Origin of the sequence: Pseudonocardia sp., assembly GCF_035305885.1 — a bacterium.
Lineage (GTDB): Bacteria > Actinomycetota > Actinomycetes > Mycobacteriales > Pseudonocardiaceae > Pseudonocardia.
On the sequence record NZ_DATGOP010000024.1, the window covers coordinates 54,389 to 76,276 of the forward strand.

A 21,888-nucleotide genomic window follows, 5' to 3' on the forward strand; every position below is an offset into this window, starting at 1 on the left:
CCGCCCGGGTCAGCCGCTCCCCAACAGTGCCCGGGCCACCAGTGCGGCGCGCCAGTCGAGCGCCGCGCGTTCCTTCTCCGCCTCCAACGGGCGGCCGCGCATCGTCCACAGGTGCTGGGCCTGCCGCCAGGTCTCGCTGCGCGACGCCAGCAGCGCGAGGCCGCTCGCGTCGTCGCGGGAGTGCGCGTCGGCCGCCTCGTTGGCGAGCCGAGCGATCTGCGCGGTCAGCGCCTGCACCACGGCCTGCTCGGCGGGCCCGGGGCCGCGTCCGAGCAGCGTGCACACGCTCACGACCGCAGGCGGGAGGTCGAAGGAGACCAGCGCGTGCGCGCCCGCGAGCGCAGTGCGGGCCGGGTCGCCCGAGCCGCCCTCCCAGCGGGTGAGGAGGACCTGCCACACCCGCGGCGTCCCGCTCCCCTTGGCGTGGGCGCGCACGGCGCGCAGGTAGCGACGCGCGAGCTCCGCCACGAGCTCCGTCCGGAACTCCGCGTCCAGCTGCCCGCCCGCATCGTCCGGCGGCGCGACGGCGACCAGCAGCCTGCCGACCGGGCCCGCACCGAACCCGTGCTCGCCCGCGTCGGCGCCCTCCTGCAACCCCGCCACGGCGTCGACGACGCACGGGCGGCCCCGATCCCCCGTCTCGACCGCCCCCGACTCGCTCGCCACCTACACCGTTCCTCCTCGTCGAGGCCTCTCCACGGGCGGCCTCCTGCCCTCCGGCGCGGCCGCCGGCGAGGAGGAGAGCCATCCCGGGCGCGTGCAGATACCCGGTCGCGCGATTTAGGGCGTCCGATCCACCCGGCGTAAGGCATTGACCTGACGACAGCGGCCCGCGATCGCACGAGCCTGTGGTGCACGTTGCCCGCCCCACGAGGAGCTCGCGATGACGACCCCGGCGCCCACCGCCAACGACCGGCTGCTGCGCGCGGCCGCCGACGGTGACGAGCGGGCCTGGGCCGAGATCGTCGAGCGCTACCGAGGACTGGTGTGCGCCGTGGTCCACTCCTACCGGCTGCAGGACGCCGACGCCCACGACGCCGAGCAGCGCACGTGGCTGCGCCTGGTGGAGCACAGCGACGCGGTGCGCGACCCGCAGCGCCTCGGCGGCTGGCTCGCCACCACGGCGTCGCGGGAATGCCTGCGGATGCTGCGCGAGAACCGCCCCGTGGTCACCGATGAGCTCGACGCCGTCCCCGACCCGGACCGCGGCGTCGAGGAGCGGGTCGTCGACGCCGACACCGTCGCCCGGCTGTGGCGGATCGTCGCGGCGCTCCCGCCCCGCGGCCGCACGATCATGATGGAGCTCTTCGCCGACGAGCCACGCCCGTACGCGGAGGTGGCCAGGGCCACCGGAATCCCGGTCGGGAGCCTCGGGCCGAGCCGCGCCCGGCTCATCCACCGCGTGCGCCGCTGCTTCGACTCGGGCGCCGTGGTGGGCGCCTGACACCCAGCGGGGGGTGGTTGCAGCACGGCCACCTCCGCGCCACCGCGTTGCGGGGAGGTGGCCGTGCTGCAACCGGGACTCAGGTCCGCTGCCGGCGGGCGCGCAGGAACACCGCGCTCGCCTGCACCCGGCTGTGGACACCGAGCTTGGCGTAGATGCGGCTGACGTGAACCCCGACGGTCTTCTCGCTGATGAACAGCCGCTGCGCGATCTCCCGGTTGGTGCGGCCCGCGGCGAGCTCGGTGAGCACCTCCAGCTCGCGGGCGGTGAGGGCGGCGAGCTCGTCGTCGACCGCGGCGGGCGGCTCCGGCTCCGGCGCGGGCGCCGGCTCGTCCAGGCCGATCCGCGCGCGCTCGGCGAGGTCGGCGATCTCGGCCAACATCGGGACGGCGCCGAGGTCGCGCGCGATCCGGGCGGCGTGGCGCAGCGACTCGGCGGCCGCCGCCGAGCTCGCCCGGGTTGCGAGCAGGGCCTCGGCCCGCCGCAGGTGGGCGTACGCGCTCGGGTAGGGCTGGCTGCTCGCCCGCCAGATCTCGGCGACGCGTTCCCAGGCCACCGGGTCCGAGCGCCCCGCGGCGCGCCCGTCCTCGGCCGCGCTCATCTCCACGAACCCGAGCACGAGGTCGCGCACCGCGGGCACGGACGCCTCCGCGATCCGGGCCAGCTCGGCGACGTGATGGCGCAGGCGGACGTCGGTGCCGTCGTCGGGGCGGCGCACCCCGAGGCGGGTGCACTCGGCGCGGGCGCGGGCGCCGTGCCAGATCAGCGGCGCCACCAGCCAGACGTCGTCGGAGCCCTGCTCCACGACGTCGAGCCCGGTGGCGACGTGGTCGAGCGCGAGGTCGGGGCGCTCCCGCCACATCGCCAAGCCCGCCCACAGCGTCAGCAGGGGCAGCCGGTAGCGCGGCCCGACGGTGGCGGCCGACTGCGCGTCGACGGCCTCGAGGTCGTCCTCGGCGGCGTCGAACCGCCCGCGGCCGGTGTGCAGGCGGGCCCGGGCGAGGCGCAGCTCGAGCGCCTCGGCACCGGCGGGGGCGAGCTCCCACGCCTCGGCGATCGTGTCGTCGGCCTCGTCCCAGCGCCCGATGCGGAACAGGCCGTTGGCCGCGACGGCGAGCATGCCCGCCCCGGCGCTGCGGGCGAGCCCCAGCTCGTGGGCGCGGGCCGCGCCCGCCCGCGCGATCGCGATGCCGCGGTCCAGCTCGTTCAGCGGGCCGGAGAGCAGCTCGGCGAGGCTGCGGTGGGCGCGCACGATCTCCAGCGGCTCCCCCGCCCGCTCGGCCACCTCGATCGACTCCCGCAGCGCCGCCTCGCCCGCCTCGGGGTCCTGCAGGTAGGCGAGCCCGAAGCCGAGCGTCGCGAGCGCCCGCGCCTCCTGCACGGCCAGGCCGAGCCGGCGGGCGAGCTCGAGGGCGCGGCCCGCGGTCTCGTGCGCGGCGGCGTAGTCGCCCGCCGTCCACAGCGCCGACGCGTGACCGCCGAGGACCTCGGCGCGCTCCCGTTCGGCGCCGTCGGCCGGCAGCGCCGCGGTGGCCCGGCCGAAGGCCCCCGCCGCCTCCGCGCCGCGGCCCGCCGCCACCAGGTACTGGCCGGTGCGGGCGTGCAGCAGGGCGGCCTCGAGGTCGGGTGCGCCCGGGTCGTCGGCCGGTTCGAGCAGGTCGAGCCGCTCGGCCAGCAGCGCGACGGCCTGGTCGGCGTCGCCTGCGAGGTGCGCGGCCTCCGCGGCCCGCTCCAGGCAGGCCTCGCGCGGGACGGGCGGCGCGTCCACCTCCCCCGCGAGCCGGGCGGCGCGCAGCCAGTGCCGGTGCGCCTCCGCGTAGCCGCGCACGCGGTCGGCCGCCTCGGCCGCGGCCACCGCCGCGGCGGCGGCCCGGTCCCGGTCGCCCGCGCCGTGCCAGTGGTGGGCCACCCGAGCGTCGACGCCGGGCAGCTCGCGGGCCCACGCCTGCTCGAGCGCGGTGGCGTAGCGGCGGTGCAGGTCCATCCGCTCCCCGGGCAGCAGCTCGCCCACCACGACGTCGGTCAGCAGGCCGTGGCGCAGCTGGTAGCCGTCGGCCGCGGCGTCCACGACCACCACCCCGGCGTCCACGCCCTCGCGCAGGGCGTCGAGCAGCCACGGCTCCCCGCCGAGCACGGCCTCCAGCAGCCGGTGCGGCAGCGGCCCGTCGGCGAGCGCGACCGCGCGCACCGCGCGCAGCGCGGGCGCCGACAGCCGCGCCAGCCGGGTGAGCACCAGCTCGCGCAGGGTGTCCGGCAAGGCGGCGGGGTCGCCGTCGAGCGCGGCGCGCAGCGTCTCCTCGGCGATGAAGGCGTTGCCCGCGGACCGCTTCCACACCAGCTCGACGAGGTCGGGGCGGCCGGGGGCGAGGGCGGCGACCAGCTCTGCCACGGCGTCGCGATCCAGCGGGGGCAGCTCGACGCTGCGCACCTGGCGGTGCCGCGCGAGCTCGCGGATCACGGTGCGGGCCGGGGTCGGGGCCGGCGCGCCGGGCTCGCTGCGGTGGGTCCCGACGAGCAGCAGCCGCTCGTCGGCGAGGTTCGCCACGAGGTAGGCCAGCAGGTCGAGGGTGGAGCGGTCGGCCCACTGCACGTCCTCGACGACGAGCACGACGACCGCCTCGGCCGCCAGCCGGGACACGACGCGGTGCAGCAGCTCGAGCGTCTGCACCCGGGCCAGCGGTTCGGCCGCGGCCCGCAGCACGAGCAGCTCGTCCAGCTGGTCGGACCACGGGGCGAGCGCGCGGCGGGCGTCCTCGCCCCGCGGGGAGCGCAGCAGCGCGCGCACCGCCGACACCACCGGCCAGAACGGCGGGCTCTCGGCGATGTCGGTGGCCGCGCCGAACAGGACCGTCGCGCCCGTGCCCTCGGCCCGGGCGACGAGCTCCTGCACGAGGCGGGTCTTGCCGATCCCCGCGTCGCCGTTCAGGAAGATCGTGGCCATCCGGCCGTGCCGCGCCGCCTCCAGGGCGGCCAGCAGTTCTGCGAGTTGTTCCCCCCGACCGACCAAGGGGCGCTGGGGCCGTCGCTCGGTCACGTCCTGCGACGCTACTGCCCCCGTCCCGCCCGCGACCAGGCCATCGCCCCCGGCAGGACCGGGGCAGCCGGGCACGGACATGATCGAAGAACGTATCAGGCGCACCAGCCGGTGCTCCTTGATCGGGACGGAAGGGAGTTGCCGATGGGAGAGATCGCCCGCGAGCCGGCGTCCACGGGGAGCACCCAGCGCCTGGCCGAGCTGGCCGGGGACGCACCGCCGACGTCGATCCCCGAGGTGGTCAAACGGTTGGCAGAGATCCGCGACTACGCCGCGAGCACCTCCCTGCTCGGCGAGAACGACGGGATCGCGGCGTTCACGAAGCTCTACCACGTCATCACGACCCGGGTCGGCGAGATGGTCGACAGCGGGCGGTTCCGGTCCTCGCCGTTCCTCGTGCGGCTCGACCTCGAGTTCGCCGAGCGCTACTTCCAGGCGCTGCGCAGCTACGCCGCCGACATCCACACCACCCCCGGGGTGTGGCGGGTGCTGTTCGACAACCGCAGCGACCCGAAGGTGCCCCCGGTCAACTTCGCGGTGCTCGGGGTCAACGCCCACATCAACTACGACCTCGCGCACGCGCTCATCGCGACGTGGCGCCACGTCGAGCCGGACGGCGACGGCCCGGACAGCGCGCAGTACCACGACTACCGCCTGATCAACGACGTCTTCGAGATGGAGATGGACGGTCTGCGCGAGGAGCTGGACTCGCTGCTGTCGGCCGGTCCGGACGGCGCGCCGTGGGACGTCGGCGCGAACTGGCTCGCCGACCTCGTCGTGACCTTCACCCGCGACCTCGCCTGGGACGAGGCGAAGCGGGTCTGGCAGGCCGGGGCCACCCCCGAGGTGTGCCGGGCGTCCGAGCGCAAGCTCGACCGGACCGCCACCTTCATCGCCGAGGGCGTGCTCCGGCTGCCGCTGCCCTTCTGAAAACGCCTCGCCCGGCGCGCGGCGCCGCGGCCACCATGGCCGCGTGGGACACATCGAGGCGATGGGCGTCGAGCACCGGCTGCCCGACGGGCGCACGCTGTTCTCCGACGTGTCGTTCCGGGTCTCGGACGGCGCGAAGGTCGCGCTCGTCGGGCCGAACGGGGCGGGCAAGACCACGCTGCTGCGGATGGTCGCGGGCGAGCTCACCCCGGCCGCCGGGAGCATCGCCCGCAGCGGCGGGCTCGGGGTGATGCGCCAGTTCATCGGCTCGATCACCGACGGCACCACCCTCGCCGACCTCGCCCTGTCGCTCGCCCCGGAGCCGATCCGCGCCGCCGGGGAGCGGCTGCGCGCCGCCGAGCGGGCCCTCGACGAGGGCGAGCGCTCCCAGCTGCGCTACGCCGAGGCGCTCGCCGCGTGGGGCGAGGCGGGCGGGTACGAGGCCGAGGTGGCGTTCGACACCGCGTCCGTCGCGGCGCTCGGGCTGCCCTGGGAGGAGGTGCGCGACCGGCCGGTCGGCACGCTGTCGGGCGGCGAGCAGAAGCGGTTCGCGCTGGAGCTGCTGCTGCGCGGCCCGGACGAGGTGCTGCTGCTGGACGAGCCGGACAACTTCCTCGACGTGCCCGGCAAGCGGTGGCTGGAGGAGCGTCTCGACGAGTCGCCCAAGAGCGTGCTGTACGTGAGCCACGACCGCGAGCTCCTGGCCCGCACCGCCCAGCGGGTGGTCACCGTCGAGGCGGGGTCGGCCTGGGTGCACCCGGGCGGCTTCGCGTCGTGGCACGCCGCCCGCGCGGCCCGCCACGACCGGCTCGACGAGGCCCGCCGCCGCTGGGACGAGGAGCGGGCCAAGCTGGAGCGCCTCGTCGTGCACTACAAGGTCAAGGCGGCCCACAACGACGGCATGGCCTCACGCCTGCAGGCCGCGCGCACCCGGCTCGCCAAGTTCCTCGAGGCCGGTCCGCCCCCGGAGAAGCCGCGCGAGCAGAACGTCCGGATGCGGCTACGCGGGGCCCGCACCGGGAAGCGGGCGGTGGTGTGCGAGCAGCTGGAGCTGGACGGGCTCACCTACCCGTTCGACCTGGAGGTCTGGTACGGCGACCGGGTGGCGGTGCTCGGCGGCAACGGCACCGGCAAGTCGCACTTCCTGCGGCTGCTCGCCGGTGGCGGCACCGACCCGGAGCCGGGCGCGGTGCCCGCGAGCGGGCTCGCGCTCGCGCCGGTGGCCCACCACGGCGTGGCCCGGCTCGGGGCGAGGGTGCGCCCCGGGCACTTCTCCCAGACCCACGACCGCCCCGAGCTCACCGGGCGCACGCCGGTGGAGGTCCTCGTCGACGGCGACGCCGACCGCCCCGGCATGCCCCGTGGGGAGGCGATGCGGGCGCTCGCCCGCTACGAGCTCGCCGGCCAGGCCGAGCAGCGCTTCGAAACGCTTTCCGGGGGACAGCAGGCGCGGCTGCTCGTGCTGCTGCTGGAGCTGTCCGGGGCCACCCTGCTCCTGCTCGACGAGCCCACCGACAACCTCGACCTCGCCTCGGCCGAGGCCCTCGAGGAGGCGCTCGCGGCGTTCGAGGGCACGGTGCTCGCGGTCACCCACGACCGCTGGTTCGCCCGCGGGTTCGACCGCTTCCTGCTGTTCGCCGGCGACGGCGAGGTCACCGAGACCCCGGAGCCGGTGTGGGAACCAGCGGCGCGCGCCGCGGCGCCCGCGAAGTGAGCGCGCCTCGGGCGGTCAGACCAGCGATGTGAAGAACGTGATGACCGACTCCGCGCCTTCGCGCAGCAGCGAGCCGATGTCCTGCACCGTGTCGGCCGCGCTGTCCGGGTCCACGAAGACCCAGAACACGAGGAGCGCGATGACCAGGAGTCCGACGATTCTCTTCACGTACACCCGATTCGTGGCCCAGAAGGATGACGATGTGCGGTGCATTGTCTACCGCAGGTGACGCGTTCGGGCATAGCGACACTCAGGAACGAACCGCTCCTGTCACCGCCCAGTGATCTCCGCGGGCGCGCAACCCCACCGCGACGAGGCGGATCACCATGAACAGCGCGAGCCCCGACCAGATGCCGGCGAGCCCCCAGCCGAAGGCGAGCGACGCCCAGATCAGCGGGAGGAAGCCGAGCACGGCGGCGATGATCGTCGACGTCCGCAGGAACGCCGCGTCCCCGGCGCCGAGCAGCACGCCGTCGAGGGCGAACACGACCCCGGCGATCGGCTGCATCGCCGTGAAGAACCACCACGGCACGGGCACGGCCGCGAGCACGGCGGCGTCGGGGGTGAACACCGGCGGCAGCACGCCGGACAGGCAGGCGAACAGCACGCCGAAGCCGATCCCGAGCCAGAGCCCGTAGCGGGTGACCTGCCCGGCGAGCGCCCTCGCCCGCTGCGCGCCGCGGTCGGGCGAGCCGAGCGCGGCGCCGACGAGGGCCTGGGCGGCGATCGCGACGGCGTCGAGCACGAGCGCCTGGAAGAACCACAGCTGCAACACGATCTGGTGCGCCGCGATGCTGGCCGCCCCGAACCGGGTGGCGACCGCGGCCGCGGACAGGAAGCACGCCTGGAACGCGAGGCTGCGGGCGAGCAGGTCCCTGGCCAGCGCGAGCTGGGCGCGCAGCACGGCGGGCGCGGGCCGCAGCGGCACCGCGCCGGCGCGGGCGGCCCGCACGAGCGCCACGAGGAACAGGGTGGCTCCCAGCGACTGGCCGACGACGTTGGCGAGGGCCGAACCGACCAGGCCCAGCCCGCCCCACCCGCCGAGGCCGTGCACCAGCACCGGGCACAGCACCGCCGACAGCCCGTTGCCCGCGAGCACGTAGCGCAGCGGGCGCACGGTGTCCTGCACCCCGCGCATCCACCCGTTGCCCGCGAGCGTGACGAGCACCATCGGGGCGCCCCACAGCGCCACCCGCAGCCACGAGGTGGCGGCGTCCGCGATCGCGCCGCCGTCGCCCAGCGCCTCGGCGACGGGGCGGGCGACCAGCTGGCCGACCCCCAGCACCAGGAGCCCGACGGCGAGCGCGAGCCACGTGGCCTGCACGCCCTCCCCGACGGCGTCGCCGTGGCGCCCTGCCCCGTGCAGGCGGGCCGCGCGCGAGGTGGTGCCGTAGGACAGGAAATTCAGCTGGCTCGTGACCTGGGCGAACACCACCGCGGCGACCGCCAGGCCGGCCAGGGCGACCGCCCCGAGCCGCCCGACCACGGCGGTGTCGACCAGCAGGTAGAGCGGCTCGGCGGCGAGCACCGGGAGCGCGGGCGCGGCGAGCCGCAGCACCTCCCGCGCGGGGACGCGGTCCGGCGCGGTGGTCATCCCTCGTCGCGCGGGCGGCGGCACACGTAGACGAACGCCGGCGGCAGGTTGCGCCAGACCGTGGAGCTCACCAGCACCTCGTCGAAGGTGTCGCGCAGCCTGCGCCGGAACCGGCGCGCGGCGCGCAGCGTCATCCCGTGCAGGTAGGCGAACGTGGTGAACGCGCCGCGGTCGCCGATCACCCGGCTGATCTCACCGAGCAGAGCCTCCTGGGTGGCGTCGTCGAACAGCGCCCACGGCAGCCCGCAGATCACGGCGTCGACCTCGGAGATGCCCCGCTCGGCGAGCAGCTTGCCCAGGTCGGCGGCGTTGCCCTGCACGACGTCGAGGTCGGGCCGGGTGCGGCGCAGGTACGCGACCATGTCCGGGTCCAGCTCGACGGCGAGGTGCCGTCCGCCCTCCGGCAGCCGCTCGGCGATCACCGCGCTCACCGCGCCGGTGCCCGGGCCCAGCTCCACCACGACCGGGGTCCCGGTGCGGGGCACGACCGACGCGAGCACCGCGCCGAGGCGCGGCGAGCTCGGCGCGATCGCGCCCATCGTCGCCGGACGGCGCAGCGCCGCGGCGAGGAAGGCGCGACGGGCGGACCGCGCGTCCGCGGGGGTGGTGTCGGGCGTCATGCAGGGTGCCTCCGAAATCGTTCGGTTCCGACGAACGGCGCGTCCGTCGGAACCTATCCGGCGAACGCGCCGTTCATCGGAACGGGGCGGGGCCGCGGTGGCCCCGGGCTATGCGGCGAGGGCGGTGCGGATCGCGGCGAGGACCTCCTCCTCGGTGCCCTCGCGGGTGAAGCCGGCCGCCATCGCGTGACCGCCCCCGCCGAGCGCGGTGGCGATGGCGGCGACGTCCACCCTGCCGGTCGAGCGCAGCGACACCCGCCAGCGGTTCTCCTCGACCTGCATGACCGACGCCACCACCTCGGCCTCCGCCGCGGTGCGCAGCACCTCCACCACGCTGTCGATCTCCTCGGGCCGGTACCGGCGCACGTCGGCCAGCGGGATCGTGGTGTAGAGCAGCCCCGACGGTTCGAGCACGGCCCGCTCGAGCGCGCCCCCGAGCCCCTCGAACCAGGCGAACGGGTGGCTGTCCATCAGCGCCCTGGTGAGCGGCTCCGGATCGGCGCCCGCCTCCACCAGCTCGGCGGCGAGCCGGTGCGCGGCCGGCCCGGCGGTGCGAAACCCCCGGGTGTCGGTGACGAGCCCGGCGTAGAGGCACCGCGCCACGTCGGGGTCGATGGGCGCGCCCATCGCGACGAGCACCCGGTGCGCCAGCACGACCGTGGCCTCCACCTGGGGGTCGAGCACCTGCACGTCGCCGAACCCCGGGTTGGTGGCGTGGTGGTCGAGCATGACCGTGCGGCCCGCGGTGTCGAGCAGCCGGGCGAGGGAGCCGAGCCGACCCGGCTCCGCCGCGTCGCAGCTCACGAGCACCTCCGGCGCCGGGTTCACCAGCGGCGCCGGGACCAGCAGGCCCTCCACGTCGAGCGGGGCGAGGGACTCCGGCGCGGCGTCCGGCCGCGCGAACGACACCTGCACGACCGCGCCGCGCCGGTGCAGCGCGATCCCGAGCGCGAGCGCGCTGCCGAGCGCGTCCGCGTCGGGATCGAGGTGGGCCAGGAGCGTGACCGTCCCGGCCCCCGCCAGGACCTCCGCGGCCTCGGTGACCGCCTGGTCGACGGTGACGGCCCGGCTCACTCCTCCTCGGCCCCGTCGCGCTCCCGCGGCGCCCGGTACGGGTTCGGGTCGCCCGCGGGGCGGGCGGTCGCCGCCAGCCGGGCGACCTCGGCGTCGGACTCGCGGGTCCGGGCGAGCAGCTCCTCCATGCGGCGGGCCTCCTCCGGCACCTGGTCGGGGACGAAGGTGAGCGACGGGGTGTGCCGGATCCCGGTCCCCGCGCCCACCAGCGAGCGCAGCACGCCGGTGGCGCTCGCGAGCGCGGCCGCCGCGCCCGCGTGGTCGGGCTCGGCGTCCACCCGCTCCCCCATCACCGTGTAGTACACGGTGGCCTCGCGCAGGTCCCCCGTGACCCGGGTGTCGGTGATGGTCACCATCTTGAGCCGAGGGTCCTTGACCTCGTGCTCCAGCGCGTCCGCAACGATCTGCGTGATCCGCTTGGACAGCCGCCGCGCACGGGCGTGGTCCACCACAACTACAGCCCTCCCAGGATCGTGCTAGTCCTCGGGACCCAGCATGCGATGCCGGGCCGAGAGCAGTTCGAGCTCCGGCCGGGCGGCGACGAGCCGCTCGCACCGGTCCAGGACCTCGGTGACGTGCCCGGAGTCGGCGGCGACGCAGCACACGCCGAGCAGGGCGCGCCGGTAAAGGTCGAGGTGCCCCGCCTCGGCGACGGCCACCTCGAACTTGCGGCGCAGTTCGGCCAGCACCGGCCGGACCACGGACCTCTTCTGCTTGAGCGAACGGACGTCCCCGAGCAGGACGTCCAGCTCCAGTGCCCCGACGAACATGGTTCTCCGACGAGAGCGGGGACCGGCCGCAGCGGCCGGTCCCCGCGTTCGCGCTAGCTCCTCGGCTTCTCGCGCATCTCGAACGTCTCGACGACGTCCCCGTGCTTGATGTCGCTGAACCCGCCCAGGGTGAGACCGCACTCGAAGCCCTCGCGGACCTCGACCACGTCGTCCTTCACGCGGCGGAGCGAGGCGATCGTCAGGTTGTCGGCCACCACCACGCTGTCGCGCAGCAGCCGCGCCTTGGCGTTGCGCCGGATGACGCCGCTCATCACGAGGCAACCGGCGATCGTGCCGAACCGGGACGACCGGAAGATCTCGCGGACCTCGGCCCGACCGAGCTCGACCTCCTCGTACTCCGGCTTGAGCATGCCCTTGAGGGCCTGCTCGATCTCCTCGATGGCCTGGTAGATCACCGTGTAGTAGCGGATCTCCACGCCCTCGCGGTTGGCGAGCTCGGTGGCCTTGCCCTCGGCCCGGACGTTGAAGCCCAGGACGATGGCGTCGGACGCCGTGGCGAGGTTGACGTCGCCCTCGGTGATGCCACCGACGCCGCGGTGGATCACCCGGAGCTCGACCTCGTCGCCCACCTCGATCTTCATGAGCGCGTCCTCGAGCGCCTCGACGGTACCCGAGTTGTCGCCCTTGATGATCAGGTTGAGGGTGCTCGTCTCCTTGAGCGCGGCGTCCAGGTCCTCGAGGCTGACGCGCTTGCGCCGGCTCGCCAGCTCGGCGTTGCGCTCGCGGGCGCGCCGCCGGTCGGCGATCTGGCGGGCCACCCGGTCCTCGTCGACGACGAGGAACGTGTCGCCCGCGCCCGGCACGGACGTGAAGCCGATGACCTGCACCGGCCGCGACGGCAGCGCCTCGGTGACGTCGTTGCCGTACTCGTCGAGCATGCGCCGGACGCGCCCGGAGGCGTCGCCCGCGACGATCGAGTCGCCGATCCGCAGCGTGCCGCGCTGCACCAGCACCGTGGCCACCGGGCCGCGGCCGCGGTCGAGGTGGGCCTCGATCGCGACGCCCTGGGCGGCCATCTTCGGGTTGGCCCGCAGGTCCAGCGCCGCGTCCGCGGTGAGCAGGATCGCCTCGAGCAGCTGGTCGATGTTCGTGCCCTGCTTCGCGGAGATGTCGACGAACATCGTGTCGCCGCCGTACTCCTCCGCGACCAGCCCGTACTCGGTGAGCTGCTGGCGGATCTTCGCCGGGTTCGCGCCCTCGACGTCGATCTTGTTCACCGCGACCACGATCGGCACGTCGGCGGCCTGGGCGTGGTTGATCGCCTCCACCGTCTGCGGCATCACACCGTCGTCGGCGGCGACCACGATCACCGCGATGTCGGTGGACTTCGCACCGCGGGCACGCATGGCGGTGAACGCCTCGTGACCCGGGGTGTCGATGAAGGTGATCAGCCGCTCTTCGCCGTCGAGCTCGGTCTTGACCTGGTAGGCGCCGATGTGCTGGGTGATGCCGCCGGCCTCGCCCTCGCGGACGTTGGTCTTGCGGATCGTGTCCAGCAGTCGCGTCTTACCGTGGTCGACGTGACCCATGATGGTCACGACCGGCGGCCGGACCTCCAGGTCCTCCTCGGTGCCCTCGTTCTCGCCGTAGGAGATGTCGAAGGAGTCGAGGAGCTCGCGGTCCTCCTCCTCCGGGCTCACGACCTGGACGTTGTAGTTCATCTCGGTGCCGAGCAGCTCGAGCACCTCGTCGGACACCGACTGGGTGGCCGTCACCATCTCGCCGAGGTGGAACAGCACCTGCACCAGCGACGCCGGGTTGGCGTTGATCTTCTCGGCGAAGTCGGTGAGCGACGCGCCGCGCGGCAGCCGGATCGTCTCGCCGTTGCCCTTGGGCAGGCGGATACCGCCCACCGAGGGCGCCTGCATCGAGTCGAACTCCTGGCGCTTCTGCCGCTTCGACTTGCGGCCCTTGCGCGCCGGGCCGCCGGGACGGCCGAACGCACCCGCGGCACCGCCGCGACCGCGACCGCCACCACCGGGGCGACCACCGCCGGGACCACCGCGGAAACCGCCCGCCGGGGCGCCGCCACCGGGACGGAAGCCACCGCCCGGACGACCGCCGCCACCGGGACGACCGCCGCCACCGGGGCCGCGGCCACCGGGGCCACCACGGCCACCGGCACCGGCACCGGCACCGGGCCGACCGGCCGCGGGCCGCGGCGGCATCATGCCCGGGTTCGGGCGCGGAGGCATGTTGCCGGGCGACGGACGCGGGCCACCCCGCCCGGGCTCACCGGGACGCGGCGGCTGCGGACGCGGGCCACCGGGGCGCGGACCGCCCTGGCCCTGGCCGCCCTGGCTCGGGGCCTGCCCACCGGGGGGCGGGCCGGGACGCGGCGGCTGCGGGCGCGGCGGGGCGCCGGAGCCGACGCCGAACGGGTTGTTGCCGACCCGCGGCGTGCGCGGGCCGGGCCGCGGCGCGGCCGGACGCGGCGGGACCACGCCCGAGGACTCGGCCGCGGGACGCTGCTGCTGACCGGGCGTGGGGCCAGGGCGCGGGCCGGGCCGGGGACCGGGGCGCTGCTGGCCCGGGGCGGGCGGCGCCGCAGGCGAGCCGGACGCGGCCGCCGGGCGCTGCTGGGTCTGCGGCTGCTGGGCCGCCGGGCGCTGGGGCTCGCTGCGCGGGGCCTCCGGACGCGGCGCAGCGGGCGGCGGCCCGGGGCGCGGCCCCGGACGCGGGCCCGCGGGGCGCTCGGCGCCCGGCGCGGGTGCCGCCGGGGATTCGGCCGCCGGACGCTCCGGACGGCGGGGCGGGCCCGGGACCGGGCCACCGGATCGCGGCGAGGCGCTGCCGGGGGTGGTGGCGGCTCCGCCGCCGGGACGCGGACGTCCCCCACCACCGCCTGCACCGCCACCGCGACGACGGCCGTCGGCGGCTTCGCCGCCACCCGCGAGGGACTCGCGGAGCTTGCGCGCCACCGGCGCTTCGACCGTCGACGACGGCGACTTCACGTACTCACCGAGATCCTGCAACTTGCTCAGGACCTGCTTGCTGCTGACTCCGAGCTCCTTCGCGAGCTCGTGCACGCGGGCCTTGCCTGCCACTGCACTCCTTGCTTACCGGAGGCCGGGCGGCGGCACCGCTCGACCTCGAACCTAGTGTCGAAGCACGTTCATGGTGCGATCTTCACGGCTGGCTCATGACGGGTCGACCTTGCTTCCTGGTGTGTCGGACCCGGGTGTCTCCCGGGCCCCGCTGGTACGCACGGAGCCGATGTGGGCCCGCACCGGGGCGGGGTCCAGCGGCCCCTGGACGCGAAGCGCCCTCGGGAACGCCGAGCGCCGCTCGGCACGGTCCAGGCACTCCTTGGCGGGGTGCAGCCACGCACCACGCCCGGGGAGCCTGCGCCGCGGGTCCGGGGTCAGTACCCCGTCCACCGCGACGACCCTCAACAGACCGTCGACCACATCCCGGCGCCGGCAACCGACGCACGTCCTGACGGGTCGTGCGGAGAGCCGGACCCGGTTGGTGGGCCGGTGTGGAGTGTAGCGCAGCACCTGCGTCCGCTCCCCCTCCCCGCTTGCTCGACCGATCAGCCGACCGACTCCGTCTGAGGCGTGTCGAGGGCCCCGCGCGGGTCGGCGTCGCTGCGGATGTCGATGCGCCAGCCGGTCAGCCGGGCCGCCAACCGGGCGTTCTGCCCTTCCTTGCCGATCGCGAGCGACAGCTGGAAGTCCGGCACGACCACCCGGGCGGTCTTCGTGCGGGCGTCGAGGATCGTGACCGAAACCACCTTCGACGGCGAGAGCGCGTTGCCGACGAACGTGGCCGGGTCCTCGGACCAGTCGATGATGTCGATCTTCTCCCCGCCCAGCTCGCTCATCACCCCGCGCACCCGGGCGCCGACCGGGCCGATGCACGCGCCCTTCGGGTTGACCCCGGGCACCGTGGAGCGCACGGCGATCTTGGAGCGGTGTCCCGCCTCCCGGGCGACCGCGACGATCTCCACCGAGCCGTCGACGATCTCGGGCACCTCGAGCGCGAACAGCTTGCGCACGAGGTTGGGATGCGTACGGCTCAACGTGATCTGCGTCCCGCGCATTCCCCGGCTGACGCCGACCACGTAGCAGCGGATGCGCTCGCCGTGCTCGTAGCGCTCGCCGGGCACCTGCTCGGCCTGCGGCAGGATGCCCTCGGTGCCACCCTGCAGCTGGACGATCACCACGCCGCGGGCGTTGGCACGGGCGTCGCGCTGGATCACGCCCGCGACGACCTCGCCCTCCTTGGCGGCGAACTCGCCGTAGGTGCGCTCGTGCTCGGCGTCGCGCAGCCGCTGCACGATCACCTGGCGGGCGGTCGTGGCGGCGATCCGCCCGAAGCCCTCGGGGGTGTCGTCCCACTCGGTGTCGACGGTGCCGTCGGGACCGATCTCCTGGGCGAGCACCCGCACGGCGCCGGTCTTGCGGTCGATGTCGATCCGCGCGTGCGGCTGGTGGCCGTCGGTGTGCTTGTACGCGGTGAGCAGGGCGGTCTCGATCGCCTCGATGACCGTGTCGAACGGGATGTCCTTCTCGCGCTCGATCGTCCGCAGCGCCGCGATGTCGACGTTCACGCCGTACCCTCCTCCTGCAGCAGCGCCACCTCGCGCTCCGGCGCGGGCCGGAACTCCACCTGCACGCCCGCGTGAGCCACGTCGGCGTAGCGCACCTCGCGCCGCCGGCCGTCGACGAGCACGGTGACGGACTCCTCCCCTGCCCTGCCGACGCGACCGGTGAACCGCGTGCCGTCGTGCAGGCGGACCGCCACCTGGCGCAGGTACGCCCTCTTCCAGTGTCGCTGCCGCGTGAGGGGGCGGTCGACCCCGGGCGAGGTGACCTCCAGGGTGTAGGAGCCCTCGATGAGGTGCTCGTGGCGGTCCAGCTCCGCGGAGATCGCCCGCGAGACGGCCGCGATGTCGTCCAGGCCGACGCCCTCGTCCGAATCGACCACCACCTTGACGGTGTGGCGGCGGCCCGCGGCGCGGACGTCGAGGTGCTCGAGCTCGAACCCGGCGTCCTCGACGATCGGCGCCAGCACGCCGTGCAGCGCACCGGGCTTCGGCCCGGCATCCTGCGCGGGGCGGGGGGAGGGCATCGCGTCTACTCCTACGAACGGTGTGGGTCTGACAGGGTATCGCGCCGCCCCGCGGGGGCCTGCGGGCCGTTACCCCCCGTGCACCCCCCGGCACCCGCCCGGGGGCGGGGCCGGGTGGCAGGATGTGCGGCCGGCGTGCGCGGAGGGGACGGTCCCGCGCCCGGGGGGCTTGAGGAGACGTGGTGGCTCGAGCGGCGTGGAGCAGGCGACGCGTGCTCGCCGGCCTGCTGTTCCTGCCGCCCGCGCTCGCCGGCTGCGGCCTCGGCGGCGGGTCCGGCTCGGACGAGCCCGACCCGCTGATCGCGCTCGCCGACGCCGCGCGCGCCGACGCCGCCCTCGCGGCCGCCGCGGTGGCCGCCGACCGGCGCCTCGCCGACGCGCTGCAGCCGCTCGTCGACGCGCGCACCGAGCACGCCGCCGCGCTCGAGGCCGAGATCGCCCGGCTCGACCCGGACCGGCCCAGCCCCGCCCCCGCGCCGCCGCCGCCCGGCCGCCCCGGCCGCGCCGAGGTGCAGCAGGCGGTGCTCGCGTCCGGGCGGGCCGCCGGGGAGGTCGCGCTCACCCTGCCGCCCGAGCGGGTGGGGCTCGTGGCGTCGGTGGCCGCGTGCTGCAACGCCTACGCGGAGGTGCTGGCGTGACGTCGTCGAACCCGCGGATCGACGAGACCTCCGTCGCCGCCCTCCAGAACGCGCTCGCGGCCGAGCACGCGGCGATCTGGAGCTACGCGCTCGCGGTGGCCTTCCTGTCCGGCGCCGACGCGACGCGCGCCCGGGAGGACGAGGAGGCCCACCGCGAACTGCGCGCCCAGATCGAGGAGACCCTGGCCCAGCTCGGGGAGCCCGCGGCATCCGCCCAGCCCGCCTACGCCACGCCCCGCCCGGTCACCGACGCGGCGTCGGCGGCCGAGCTCGCCGTCGTCGCCGAGAGCGACACGATCGCCGCGTGGCGATCGGTGCTCGAGCGCTCCCGCGACCGGGCCCTGCGCCAGGCCGCCCTGGACACGATGAGCGCGGCGACGCTGCGCTGCGCCCGCTGGCGGGCCGCCATCGGCCGGACGCCGACGATCCCGGTGTTCCCGGGCCTGCAGTAGCGCCTCGATCAGGCCCGCAGCGCCGCCAGGGCGCGCTCGACGTCGGCCTCGGTGTTGTAGAGGTGGAACGACACGCGGGCCGCCCCGGCCCGGGTCGCGCTCACCACGCCCGCCTCGGCCAGCCGCCGCGCCGCGTCCGGGCGTGGCACGGACACGATCGCCGAGCCGCCGGGCGCCATCCCCAGCCCGGCCCGGAAGGCGTCGGCCAGCCCCACGCAGTGCGCGTGCACGGCGGCGCGGTCGAGGCCGGCGAGCCACGGCAGGGCCGCGGCCGCGCCGACGTGGCAGTACCACGCGGGCGAGGTGTCGAGCGCGCGCGCGTCCGGGGCGAGGGTCATCGGCAGGCCGTAGACGTCCGTCCAGCGGTCGGCGCTCGCGTACCACCCCGCCGCGGCCGGCACGGCGGAAAGCTCCGGCCGGATCGCCATCCACGCGACCCCGCGCGGGCTGAGCAGCCACTTGTAGCCCGCGGCGACGACGGCGTCGGCCCAGGAGACGTCGGCGTCGAGCCAGCCGAGCGACTGGGTGGCGTCCAGCAGCACCCGGGTGCCGCCCGCCCGGGCCGCGCGCAGATCGTCGAGGTCGACGACGCGTCCGTCAGCGGACTGGACGACGCTCACCGCCACCAGGTCGAACTCGCCCGCCCGGCGGCCCACCTCGGCGAGCTCGACCTCGGTGACCTCGACACCGCGCTCCGCCTGCGCGGCGAACGGCCACGTCACGCTCGTGAACTCGCCCGCGGCGACCAGCACCCGGGCTCCAGGGGGCAGGGCGGTCGCGACCAGCCCGACGAGCGCCGAGACCGCGGGCCCGATCGCCACCCGCGCCACGTCCACCCCGACCAGGTCGGCGAAGCCCTGCCGGGCCCGCGCGACCGGCTCGTCGTACTCCCCCGCCCGGCCCGCGCCGGTGCGCCACGCGGTGATCGCCTCGGCCACCGCGGCGCCCGCCGCGGCGGGCGGGATGCCGATGCTCGCCGTGTTCAGGTAACCGTCAGGGACGTCGAACTCCGCACCGAATGCCTCACGCACGAGAGGGGACACTACGGCGGTGGACACCCAGCTGATCGAGATCCGCACCGGCGGCCGGGAGGCCGTCGTCGACCTCACCGGCGAGATCGCCGCGTTCCTGCGCTCCGTGGGCGCCCGCGACGGGCTGCTCAACGTGTGGGTCCCGCACGCCACGGCCGGGCTCGCCGTGATCGAGACCGGCGCCGGGAGCGACACCGACCTGCTGGCCGCGCTGCGCGACCTGCTGCCCGCCGACGACCGGTGGACCCACCGGCACGGCAGCCCGGGCCACGGCCGCGACCACGTGCTCCCCGCGTTCATCGCGCCGTCGATGTCGGTCCCCGTGCTGGGCGGGCGCACCGCGCTGGGCACGTGGCAGTCGGTGTGCCTGGTCGACACCAACCGCGACAACCCCGTCCGCAACGTCCGGCTCTCGTTCCTCCCCGGCTGACCCGCACCCGGAGCGCAACCCACCCGCACCGAGAGCGCGACTCGCCGACACTCGGGGCGCGACTCGCCGGGGCTTCGGCGAGTCGCGCTCTGCGTGTCCGCGAGTCGCGCTCTCGGTGTCGGTGAGTCGCGGGCTCAGCGCAGGGCAGCGAGCCGGTCGGCCACCTCGGCGGCCGTGCGGAGCCGGTCCGGGCCGTCGGCGGTGCAGTCGCGCACCAGCGAGGCCTCGTCCGGGTCGAGGGCGGGGTGCAGCTGCGGACCGGACTGCAGCTCGCGGATCGCGCCCAGCGCGTGCCCCGGCAGTTCCCCGTAGAGGCCGGCGCCCGACAGCACGCGGTGGATCGTGGCGCCGAGCGCCCACACCTCGGTGCGCCGAGACGGGGGCGCGCCGTCGAGCAGGTCGGGGTCGCGGAACTCCAGCACCCCGCCGCGGCCCGCTCCCGGCACGACCACGCCCGGGGTCAGCACGCCCGACAGGCCCGGCTCCGCCAGCCGGCCGCCGACGGCGCCGTCGTCCTCCTCGACGAGCAGGACGTTACCGGGGTGGATCGCGCCGTGGACGATCCCGGCGTCGTGCAGCTCGTGGGCGCCGCGGGCGGCGTGCTCCAACGCGACGAGGGCGACCTCGCGGGCAAGCGCGCCGGCCGGAGCCGCGAGCGAACCGAGCGGGTGGAACTCCATGGCGTAGGCGAAGTTCTCACCGAGCACGGCGTCGAACACCCGCACGACGTACCGGGACCCGACGGCCTCGGCCGCCCGCAGCAGCCGCACCGCGCGGTCGAACGCGGGCTCGCCCACCCGCTCGGTGAACACCTTGACCACCACGCCCTCGCCGTGGTGTCCCGGCGGCCGGGCGAGGTAGCAGCGGGCGTGCGGCCCTTCACCCAGCAGGCCGAGGACCTCGTACTCGGTGATCGGTCCGGGGGCCAGCGTGGCGGTCGGGTCCAACCGGGCGCCCACCTACCGCGAGCCGGACGGCGCCTCGAACTGGAAGCTGCGGCCCCCGATCCGCACCCGCGTGCCGGGCACCAGCCGGTGCGTCTCCCCCGCGGGCAGCTGGGTCCAGCCCTGCTCCCCGGGCGGGGAGACGAACGTGCCGTTGCGCGAGCCGACGTCGACCAGCAGCGCCTCCCACCCGTTCAGCACGATCTGCGCGTGGACGCGCGACACCGCGCCGGACGCGTCCTCCAGGGCGAGCGAGCGCAGCGCGCCGGAGGCGACCCGCGGGTCGGCCTCCGGCATCCGGCCCATGAGGTACTCCGCGTCGACGGCGTAGGTGGCACCGTCGTCGAACACGAGCAGGCCGACCGGCGGGCGCTGCTCCTCGGAGCCGTTGTCGACGACGAGCCCGCTGGTGGCCTCCTCCGAGTCCTGCCCGTCGGGCGCGGCGCCCATGATCCGCTCCGAACGCAGGGCGGTGGTGTGCGGCGTCTCACCGTCCGAGCTCGGCGCGTCGGCCAGCGGGTGGGCCTGCGGGGCCTCCTGGGCGGGGACGCCGAGGCGCGGCGTGCCGTCGCCGGAGCCGTCGAGCGACCCGCCGTCGGCGGGCGGCCCCACGGGCTCGGGCGCGATCGGCGGGATCGAGCCGATCCGGGTCTCCTCCACCGGGCCGTGGCCGAGGCCCGGCTGGTCGGCCCCGGGGTCGCCGGGGGCGAAGTCGTCGGATCCGCGCTCGTCGGAGAGCTCGCTGTGCTCCGGCTCCTCCGGCCGCTCGCCGTCGCCCTCGGCCGCGGCCTCGTCGTCGGCGAGGCGGTGCCGGCGCCGCCGCCGTTCGGACGGTCCGATGGCGGCGAGGCCGGACTCGGCGCCGCCGTCCGGGGCGCCGAACCAGCCCTCGATCCGCTCCGGCCGCCCGCCGTCGCGGTCGCGGTCGTCGCTCCACGGGCTCCGCTCGCTCTCCTGGGCGTCGGACCCGGCGAGCAGGTCGTAGCTCGCGCCGTTGGCGGCCCCGGTGCGGACGTCGCCGTCGGGCTCGTCGCCGTTCTGCTCCGGCTCGGGCTCGCGCAGGTCGTCGGCGCGGTCGGCGTCCGGTTCCTCGTCGTGGGCCTGCGGGCCGGCTTCGGCGTCGGAGGTGCGGCCGAGGTCGCTCACCGCCCCGCGGCGCGGCACCCACCCCCGGTGCGCGACGCCGTTGGAGCCCGACGGCACCGGCCGCAGGTGGGCTCGGCCGGAAGGCCGCTCGGCCCCGCCCCCGGGGTCGCCGGGACGGTAGGCCTCGAGGGAGCCGAGCCCGCGCGAACGCAGCCCGTTGCCCGCGCCGTCGCCCGGGTAGTGCGCGTCGCCGGACGCGGTGGGCGCGGGGTCGGTGCCCCACTGGCGCTCCGCGGCGGAGACATCGAGCCACCGGGACTCGGTCTGGCGACGGGCCGCCTCCTCGTCGACGTCGACCGAGCCGTGGTCGCCGTTCGGCACGAGGACGGCGCCCGCGCCGGGCACCACGCCCGCGCGCAGGTCGTGCACCCCGTCGACGAGGCCGGGCGGGATGGGGCCGCCCTCGAGGGCGAGCACCACGGGCGCGTCGGGCCGCGGGAGCAGCCGGTCGGTCCACGCCACCGCCTGGGCGCCGGACAGCGCGATCTGGCGGTCCGGCACCACCACCCCCACGGCCCCGTACAGGAACACCGCCCACTGCTCGCCGCGCTGCGCGCCCGAGCGGGGGTCGGCCCCGGTGACGGCGACGGTGCCGAAGCGCAGGCCCTCACCGGGCGCGTCGGGTCCGCCGAGCCAGGCGGCGAGCCTGCGGGCCAGCGCCCGTCCCGGCTCCGGCCCGGCCGCGGTGGCGCACACGTCGAGGAGCTGGCGCAGCACGTTGCGGTCGGCGCACTCGGCGACGCAGACCACCCCGGGCCAGCGCCCCACGACACCGGCACCGGGCACGACGGCGGCGCGCAGCGCGTCGAAGTCCACTGGGTCTACCTCCCACGCGGCGGCCGCAGGCGGACCGGCGGCGCGGCCGGCCCGCCACCGGCCAGGTGACGGTCAGGGTCGTGCATTACTGCGTACGGATGACGGGAACGGTACGGGGCGGGCGAGTCGCCTTCGCATCCGCACCACCGTCGTC

General features: G+C 76.1%; 21 protein-coding genes. 6 read left to right on the forward strand and 15 right to left on the reverse strand.

The annotated features are described in order from the left end of the window. Nucleotides 1-9 precede the first annotated feature (9 nt). Nucleotides 10-666, reverse strand: coding sequence for a DUF5995 family protein (locus VKZ81_RS04410; protein WP_324240102.1), 657 nt, complete (start codon nucleotides 664-666; stop codon nucleotides 10-12). 217 nt (nucleotides 667-883) lie between these two features. On the opposite strand from VKZ81_RS04410, the gene VKZ81_RS04415 reads away from it, so the two are divergent. Next, a complete protein-coding gene (locus VKZ81_RS04415) occupies nucleotides 884-1,444 on the forward strand; it encodes an RNA polymerase sigma factor (protein ID WP_324240103.1) in 561 nt (186 codons plus the stop codon). A gap of 79 nt (nucleotides 1,445-1,523) precedes the next feature. Here the strand turns inward: VKZ81_RS04415 and VKZ81_RS04420 are convergent, their stop codons facing one another. Further along, entirely contained in the window at nucleotides 1,524-4,478 is a 2,955-nt protein-coding gene (locus VKZ81_RS04420; RefSeq protein WP_324240104.1) for a helix-turn-helix transcriptional regulator, read from the reverse strand. Between the two features lie 144 nt (nucleotides 4,479-4,622). Here VKZ81_RS04420 and VKZ81_RS04425 point away from each other — a divergent pair, with 144 nt between their 5' ends. Both VKZ81_RS04425 and VKZ81_RS04430 read left to right on the forward strand, forming a co-directional pair. After that, nucleotides 4,623-5,408 (forward strand): DUF5995 family protein, encoded by a 786-nt coding sequence (locus tag VKZ81_RS04425; protein WP_324240105.1) that lies wholly within the window; start codon nucleotides 4,623-4,625, stop codon nucleotides 5,406-5,408. 43 nt (nucleotides 5,409-5,451) lie between these two features. Then, complete coding sequence (locus VKZ81_RS04430; RefSeq protein ID WP_324240106.1) at nucleotides 5,452-7,122, forward strand: ABC-F family ATP-binding cassette domain-containing protein; 1,671 nt, start codon at nucleotides 5,452-5,454, stop codon at nucleotides 7,120-7,122. Nucleotides 7,123-7,137: 15 nt separating this feature from the next. On the opposite strand, the gene VKZ81_RS04435 is transcribed toward VKZ81_RS04430, so the two are convergent. The 10 genes from VKZ81_RS04435 to rimP form a co-directional block, all read right to left on the reverse strand. After that, a complete protein-coding gene (locus VKZ81_RS04435) occupies nucleotides 7,138-7,290 on the reverse strand; it encodes a hypothetical protein (RefSeq protein WP_324240107.1) in 153 nt (50 codons plus the stop codon). 82 nt (nucleotides 7,291-7,372) lie between these two features. Beyond that, on the reverse strand, nucleotides 7,373-8,716 hold the full coding sequence (locus VKZ81_RS04440) for an MATE family efflux transporter (protein WP_324240108.1): 1,344 nt from the start codon (nucleotides 8,714-8,716) through the stop codon (nucleotides 7,373-7,375). Continuing rightward, nucleotides 8,713-9,336, reverse strand: a complete 624-nt coding sequence (locus tag VKZ81_RS04445; protein ID WP_324240109.1) for a class I SAM-dependent methyltransferase — start codon at nucleotides 9,334-9,336, stop codon at nucleotides 8,713-8,715. The genes VKZ81_RS04440 and VKZ81_RS04445 overlap by 4 nt, the downstream gene beginning before the upstream one ends. Nucleotides 9,337-9,444: 108 nt before the next feature. Beyond that, complete coding sequence (locus VKZ81_RS04450; protein ID WP_324240110.1) at nucleotides 9,445-10,410, reverse strand: DHH family phosphoesterase; 966 nt, start codon at nucleotides 10,408-10,410, stop codon at nucleotides 9,445-9,447. Continuing rightward, the gene (gene rbfA, locus VKZ81_RS04455; RefSeq protein WP_324240111.1) at nucleotides 10,407-10,862 is read right to left on the reverse strand and encodes a 30S ribosome-binding factor RbfA; all 456 of its coding nucleotides are present in this window, start codon (nucleotides 10,860-10,862) and stop codon (nucleotides 10,407-10,409) included. Before rbfA ends, VKZ81_RS04450 begins: the two co-directional genes overlap by 4 nt. 24 nt (nucleotides 10,863-10,886) lie before the next feature. Beyond that, on the reverse strand, nucleotides 10,887-11,180 hold the full coding sequence (locus VKZ81_RS04460; protein ID WP_324240112.1) for a DUF503 domain-containing protein: 294 nt from the start codon (nucleotides 11,178-11,180) through the stop codon (nucleotides 10,887-10,889). Between the two features lie 53 nt (nucleotides 11,181-11,233). Further along, nucleotides 11,234-14,248: a translation initiation factor IF-2 gene (gene infB / locus VKZ81_RS04465; protein WP_324240113.1), complete on the reverse strand. Its 3,015-nt coding sequence runs from the start codon at nucleotides 14,246-14,248 to the stop codon at nucleotides 11,234-11,236. A gap of 93 nt (nucleotides 14,249-14,341) precedes the next feature. After that, nucleotides 14,342-14,701 (reverse strand): YlxR family protein, encoded by a 360-nt coding sequence (locus tag VKZ81_RS04470; protein WP_324240114.1) that lies wholly within the window; start codon nucleotides 14,699-14,701, stop codon nucleotides 14,342-14,344. 35 nt (nucleotides 14,702-14,736) lie between these two features. Then, nucleotides 14,737-15,756: a transcription termination factor NusA gene (nusA, locus tag VKZ81_RS04475; RefSeq protein WP_324240115.1), complete on the reverse strand. Its 1,020-nt coding sequence runs from the start codon at nucleotides 15,754-15,756 to the stop codon at nucleotides 14,737-14,739. Next, a complete protein-coding gene (gene rimP / locus VKZ81_RS04480) occupies nucleotides 15,753-16,277 on the reverse strand; it encodes a ribosome maturation factor RimP (RefSeq protein WP_324240116.1) in 525 nt (174 codons plus the stop codon). Before rimP ends, nusA begins: the two co-directional genes overlap by 4 nt. Before the next feature lie 182 nt (nucleotides 16,278-16,459). Here rimP and VKZ81_RS04485 point away from each other — a divergent pair, with 182 nt between their 5' ends. Then, nucleotides 16,460-16,915: a hypothetical protein gene (locus VKZ81_RS04485; RefSeq protein WP_324240117.1), complete on the forward strand. Its 456-nt coding sequence runs from the start codon at nucleotides 16,460-16,462 to the stop codon at nucleotides 16,913-16,915. Beyond that, nucleotides 16,912-17,367, forward strand: coding sequence for a ferritin-like domain-containing protein (locus VKZ81_RS04490; protein WP_324240118.1), 456 nt, complete (start codon nucleotides 16,912-16,914; stop codon nucleotides 17,365-17,367). The genes VKZ81_RS04485 and VKZ81_RS04490 overlap by 4 nt, the downstream gene beginning before the upstream one ends. 8 nt (nucleotides 17,368-17,375) lie before the next feature. Here VKZ81_RS04490 and VKZ81_RS04495 read toward each other — a convergent pair whose 3' ends face one another. Continuing rightward, nucleotides 17,376-18,398 (reverse strand): aminotransferase class V-fold PLP-dependent enzyme, encoded by a 1,023-nt coding sequence (locus VKZ81_RS04495; RefSeq protein WP_324240119.1) that lies wholly within the window; start codon nucleotides 18,396-18,398, stop codon nucleotides 17,376-17,378. A gap of 19 nt (nucleotides 18,399-18,417) precedes the next feature. Between VKZ81_RS04495 and VKZ81_RS04500 the strand changes: the two genes are divergently transcribed. After that, nucleotides 18,418-18,828, forward strand: coding sequence for a secondary thiamine-phosphate synthase enzyme YjbQ (locus tag VKZ81_RS04500; RefSeq protein ID WP_324240120.1), 411 nt, complete (start codon nucleotides 18,418-18,420; stop codon nucleotides 18,826-18,828). Nucleotides 18,829-18,962: 134 nt separating this feature from the next. Here VKZ81_RS04500 and VKZ81_RS04505 read toward each other — a convergent pair whose 3' ends face one another. Further along, nucleotides 18,963-19,775: a protein kinase domain-containing protein gene (locus VKZ81_RS04505; RefSeq protein WP_324240121.1), complete on the reverse strand. Its 813-nt coding sequence runs from the start codon at nucleotides 19,773-19,775 to the stop codon at nucleotides 18,963-18,965. A gap of 12 nt (nucleotides 19,776-19,787) precedes the next feature. Continuing rightward, nucleotides 19,788-21,734 (reverse strand): FHA domain-containing protein, encoded by a 1,947-nt coding sequence (locus VKZ81_RS04510; RefSeq protein ID WP_324240122.1) that lies wholly within the window; start codon nucleotides 21,732-21,734, stop codon nucleotides 19,788-19,790. Nucleotides 21,735-21,888: the final 154 nt, after the last annotated feature.

What these genes read in the sequence shown, in the direction of transcription:
- VKZ81_RS04415 (WP_324240103.1), top strand. Translation starts at nt 884, where the DNA reads ATGACGACCCCGGCGCCCACCGCCAACGACCGGCTGCTGCGCGCGGCC.
- VKZ81_RS04425 (WP_324240105.1), top strand. Translation starts at nt 4,623, where the DNA reads ATGGGAGAGATCGCCCGCGAGCCGGCGTCCACGGGGAGCACCCAGCGC.
- VKZ81_RS04440 (WP_324240108.1), bottom strand. Translation starts at nt 8,716, where the DNA reads ATGACCACCGCGCCGGACCGCGTCCCCGCGCGGGAGGTGCTGCGGCTC.
- VKZ81_RS04445 (WP_324240109.1), bottom strand. Translation starts at nt 9,336, where the DNA reads ATGACGCCCGACACCACCCCCGCGGACGCGCGGTCCGCCCGTCGCGCC.
- VKZ81_RS04460 (WP_324240112.1), bottom strand. Translation starts at nt 11,180, where the DNA reads ATGTTCGTCGGGGCACTGGAGCTGGACGTCCTGCTCGGGGACGTCCGT.
- rimP (WP_324240116.1), bottom strand. Translation starts at nt 16,277, where the DNA reads ATGCCCTCCCCCCGCCCCGCGCAGGATGCCGGGCCGAAGCCCGGTGCG.